Origin of the sequence: Microcystis sp. M53598_WE2 (genome assembly GCF_030067735.1) — a bacterium.
GTDB lineage: Bacteria > Cyanobacteriota > Cyanobacteriia > Cyanobacteriales > Microcystaceae > Microcystis > Microcystis aeruginosa.
The window spans coordinates 1-4,157 of record NZ_JASJFE010000135.1 but is presented as its reverse complement, the minus strand read 5'-3'; the positions used below and the strand labels follow the sequence as shown (position 1 = coordinate 4,157).

General features: G+C 44.1%; 4 protein-coding genes. 1 reads left to right on the top strand and 3 read right to left on the bottom strand.

What is annotated here, in order from left to right; translation table 11 throughout:
• Positions 1–558 precede the first annotated feature (558 nt).
• The gene (locus PX636_RS03035) at positions 559–780 is read left to right on the top strand and encodes a type II toxin-antitoxin system HicB family antitoxin (protein WP_002738523.1); all 222 of its coding nucleotides are present in this window, start codon (positions 559–561) and stop codon (positions 778–780) included.
• Positions 781–855: 75 nt separating this feature from the next.
• On the opposite strand, the gene PX636_RS03030 is transcribed toward PX636_RS03035, so the two are convergent.
• The 3 genes from PX636_RS03030 to PX636_RS03020 form a co-directional block, all read right to left on the bottom strand.
• The gene (locus PX636_RS03030) at positions 856–2,232 is read right to left on the bottom strand and encodes an MlaD family protein (protein WP_288116182.1); all 1,377 of its coding nucleotides are present in this window, start codon (positions 2,230–2,232) and stop codon (positions 856–858) included.
• Between the two features lie 128 nt (positions 2,233–2,360).
• Positions 2,361–3,140, bottom strand: a complete 780-nt coding sequence (locus tag PX636_RS03025) for an ABC transporter ATP-binding protein (protein ID WP_147071997.1) — start codon at positions 3,138–3,140, stop codon at positions 2,361–2,363.
• Positions 3,141–3,167: 27 nt separating this feature from the next.
• Positions 3,168–3,800 carry a 2OG-Fe(II) oxygenase gene (locus PX636_RS03020; protein WP_288116181.1) on the bottom strand — a complete coding sequence of 211 codons (633 nt, stop codon included), beginning with the start codon at positions 3,798–3,800 and terminating at the stop codon, positions 3,168–3,170.
• Positions 3,801–4,157: the final 357 nt, after the last annotated feature.

Sequence of the window (4,157 nt, the reverse complement as noted above, 5' to 3'; positions counted from 1 at the left end):
TGTGGGAATAAAAACTTGACATATGTATAAGTCAAAATTTTCCAAAGGCTGGGTTTGAAGTTTGACAAATTTGTAGGAGAGTATTGAGCAAAGGCGTGGATTTTCGTGTATGTCACTGTCTCCCATCCAAATTTTAATTCATTGACAAATTTTTTAAATTTTTCAGGAACTATATCATCTTACCAATGAAGTACTTGGCCAAGGAGCTTATGCATCAGTTCAGACCTGTAAGGACGTCTGGACGGACAAGGAGTTTGCCGTCAAGATCATCGACAAGATTCCCGGACATTCAAGGTATTATTTAGTTTTATTTTAAGCTTTTCTGTGCTATGGTGTGGCCGTTCTTGTGAAAATGGAGTTTTTAGTCATAACTCGAAGATTAGCAAAACTAATTGATTTGCGGGTATTGTAGCGGCGAATTGCATTCTATCTCTGATGTATAAATGCGATCTCCTTCTTTTAACTTTAAGCTAAAATAGATTGAGTTGGTACCGACAAAAAACGGTGAGGCGAAAGCTGATCAAGTTAAACAATTTTTAAAAATACAGGAGGAAGAAAATGAATCCAACAACCGACGATTTTAACGGTTTTAGCATTAATATCTTCCAAGATGAGGAGGGAGATTGGATAGCATACTTAGTAGAAATGCCTAGCGTTTCCGCTTTTGCTGATCGCCCCCAAACAGCACTCAATCAATTAATTTTAGCTTGGGAAGGCGTTAAAGAAAGTTATCGTCAACATGGTGAAGAAATTCCTCATTTAGCTATGACAAAAAATTAGGCACACTAGCTGGGTCTTGAAAATTTTAGTACAAATGCTCAGACTTTTTTCCCCAACCCCTAACCCCAAATTCTGCTACTCAGATTCAGGTTTCTTAGCGTCTTTTTCTGGGGTATTAGGGGCGGGATTTGGGGCTATTGTCGCAATTTGGGCGGCCATTCTTGTCATTGCTTGACCTTGGGCGAATTCCTGCTGTAGTTGTTCGCTAGAAGAAACCAAACGACTTAAACCCTGAATTAAGCGGATAATTTCCTGTCGCAGTTGCGGATTACCGGTAATTTCATCCACATCGGAGGTGATTTTCTGAAGATTGGCAAAAGCGGCGCGAGAGGAGTCGAGGAGTTGCTGTAGGGTGACAACAGTGGCAGGATCGGAGAGATAGGCGGTAAAGTTGCCCAAATTTTCACTTAATTTAACAGCATTTGCCGAAATAGTGTTTAAATTCTCAATAATTTGGCTTTTCTGCACTTGCGTCAGAATCGGATCCAAAGCAGCGAGAGTAGTTTGTAGGCGATCGCTAGTAGTTTTGATACTATCGAGAGTGGCAATTAAACGATTTTGATTAGCTGCCAAAAAAACCCGCAGTTCTTCTGTAGTTTCTCCCACCAAAAGCAGCGTTTTTCGGGCCTCCACTAGGGTAGCGTCTAAATTTCTCAGGCCGCCACTTCCCTGTAAACTTCTCAGTAAAGTAGTCGCTTCCTGACTCAATCCCCCGACACCAGAAAGATCACTAGAAAGGCGATCGAGGGAACCGGATACTTGGGGTAAGGATTCTAGGGATCTCATCCCCGAATTAACTTTACCTAGAGTACCGCTGCGACGTACCTCGCTTAAAGCAGTGGTTGCCTCACCACTAAAGCGATCGAGTCCCCCCAAGGCATTGGCAGCGCGTTGGGTGAAGGAACGAAATCCAGCCACCATATCGGGATCACTAACTAGATTAGAAATTCTCAGTAAAGATCTGATCAAGGTATTGACATTTAGCGCCGATTGCCCTTGTAAACGGGAACCGTTACAGATAATCACCTCCCCATTGCAGTTAGGACTCAAAGGGGGTTCTTTAACACCACCGACGGGTAAAGCTTGCAGGGGAGTAATATCGATCGTGGTTTCACCCACTAAACCAGATTGAATGGCTTCGATGAGAGAATTACTGGGAATTAGGCGATCTGCTGGCGAAATCTCCACTTCTACGGCGACTCCCTCCGGTTCTGGGGTAATTGCCGTCACTTGTCCGATTCTCACTCCCCGATAACCGACGCGGGTTCCCACCATCATGCCACCCACATTAGGAAAAAGGAAGCTGGCGCGATAACTGCGTCCCCCGAAGCTAAAATTACTTAACCAGGCGATAAACCAGATTAATATTCCCCCCGATGTCAGTAACATTAAACCGATACCACTTTGCCTGAGAGTTGGGGAAATCCCTCGTTGTGAACCGCCAGCTTCCATAAATAATTACTCCTCATCTCTACAGAGTATCTTACAGGAGAAATCGGAGGATTTCAGCGATCAGTGATCAGTGATCAGATGCGAGTTATCAGTTCACTGATTACTGATTACTGTTTACTGTTTACTGATCACTGAATTGGTCCGTCGATACTGCCGGTAAAAAATTGCTTGAGTACGGGGATTTCGGAGTGATAAGCCTCTTGAGTCGGCCCAACCCATTGAAATTGACCTTTATAGAGAAAAACGATGCGATCGGTGGTATTTTCGATGGTGCTGTGGACGTGGGTGACAATGAGATGGGCCCCACAGGCTTTTTTTACTTTGAGAAGTTCCATAATTACCGTCTGGATGCGGGTAGAAGCGACGGGATCCAGTCCGGCAGTGGGTTCATCGTACAGGAGAATGTTCGGTCGATCGGCGGCGATCGAGGGATCGCTGATAATTGCTCTGGCTAAACTGACGCGTTTTCGCATCCCTCCGGATATTTCAGCTGGATAGAGGTCGTAGGAACCGGACATTCCCACTAAATCGAGTTTTTCTTCCACTAAATCCCGGATTTCGGCTCGTTTTAGCTTTGAGTTGCGATAGAGAGCAAAACCGACATTTTCTCCAACAGTGAGGGAGTCAAAAAGGGCCGATTGTTGGAAAACTAGACCAACACCGAGGGGATCTTCCCCCTGTTCTACGGTTCTCTGCCGTTTTGTGCCGTAGATGTACACTTCTCCCCGATCGGGTGCCAGTAATCCGGCGACTAAGCGCAAAATCGTCGATTTTCCCGTACCGGACGGACCGATCACGCCGATCGCTTCCCCTTCGTACACTTTCAGATCGACGTTATTTAAGATTACTTTCTTGCCGAAAGCTTTGGTTACTCCCCTTAATTCGACGATCGGTTCGCGCATCACCATCTAGAATATCTTTACAAAAATGCCCTTTTATTGTAGGGCAACGACCCGATCTTTCTTTTTTTTCTTTTCTGGTTTCATGGTTCGCGATTCTATCTGTATTTCGGGAATCTCTCGCAATTCTTCAGCATCTAACCGATATTGTTCGCAGACAAGACTCAGACGAATACCAGAACAACTAACGGGATTAACTGAATGGGTGAGATCTCCTTGAAAGAGGATCAAGGTGTTAGTACAAGGACGAATCTGGGCCACGGAACGATTGCCTGTTGCTAGTACCAGTTCCCCCCCTTGAATATCTTTAGGAACCTGCACATAAAGGACGCTAACTAGGAGCGGAGGATCGATAGTTTTACAATAGGAGCGCAGGGAGCGATCGATATGGGGATCGACGCGTGAACCGGTTTGTAGGAGTAAGGGATTAAGATAAAAAGCGTTGCAGTCAGCTTGTAAACTGCGATCAAGATAGGGTTTAAAATAGGGAAACATTCGTGCGACTTCGCTGATTTGTGTGCGTCGAAAAGCGATAGAAAAGCCTTTGGTTTTAACGAAATCTCGATTTAAATTGTTAACTGTGAAGTGGGGACAAGCGAGAATCTGTCCTTGTAGTTCGCTCAGATAACTGGGAGTAAAAGCGTCGGGATATTGGGAATAGTAAGGCACGGATAGAATCGCAACGGGATGGCAATCTTTAGGATAGCTTGTTTTTAGGGGAGATGGGTAATTTTCCCAGAAGTGTTTTGCCTGTGTGTATTTTAAGATAAGAGTTATTAAGAATGATGTTCTGCTCGAAAGCTTGACTAACTCTCCTTAATTCTCCGAGGGATTTATTGTCGAGCCGATTTTCTACCGTAGCGGTTGTTATTGTTAACTTTTTGATTGACTAATCAAATACCTCAAATTCCTGTCCGATCTTGCCAAAATATTCCCCCAAACGTTGTTGAATGATATCAATATACTGATCTTCAATTTCAATACCAATAGTCTGATAACCTAATTCTAGAGCGGCAATTAAAGTTG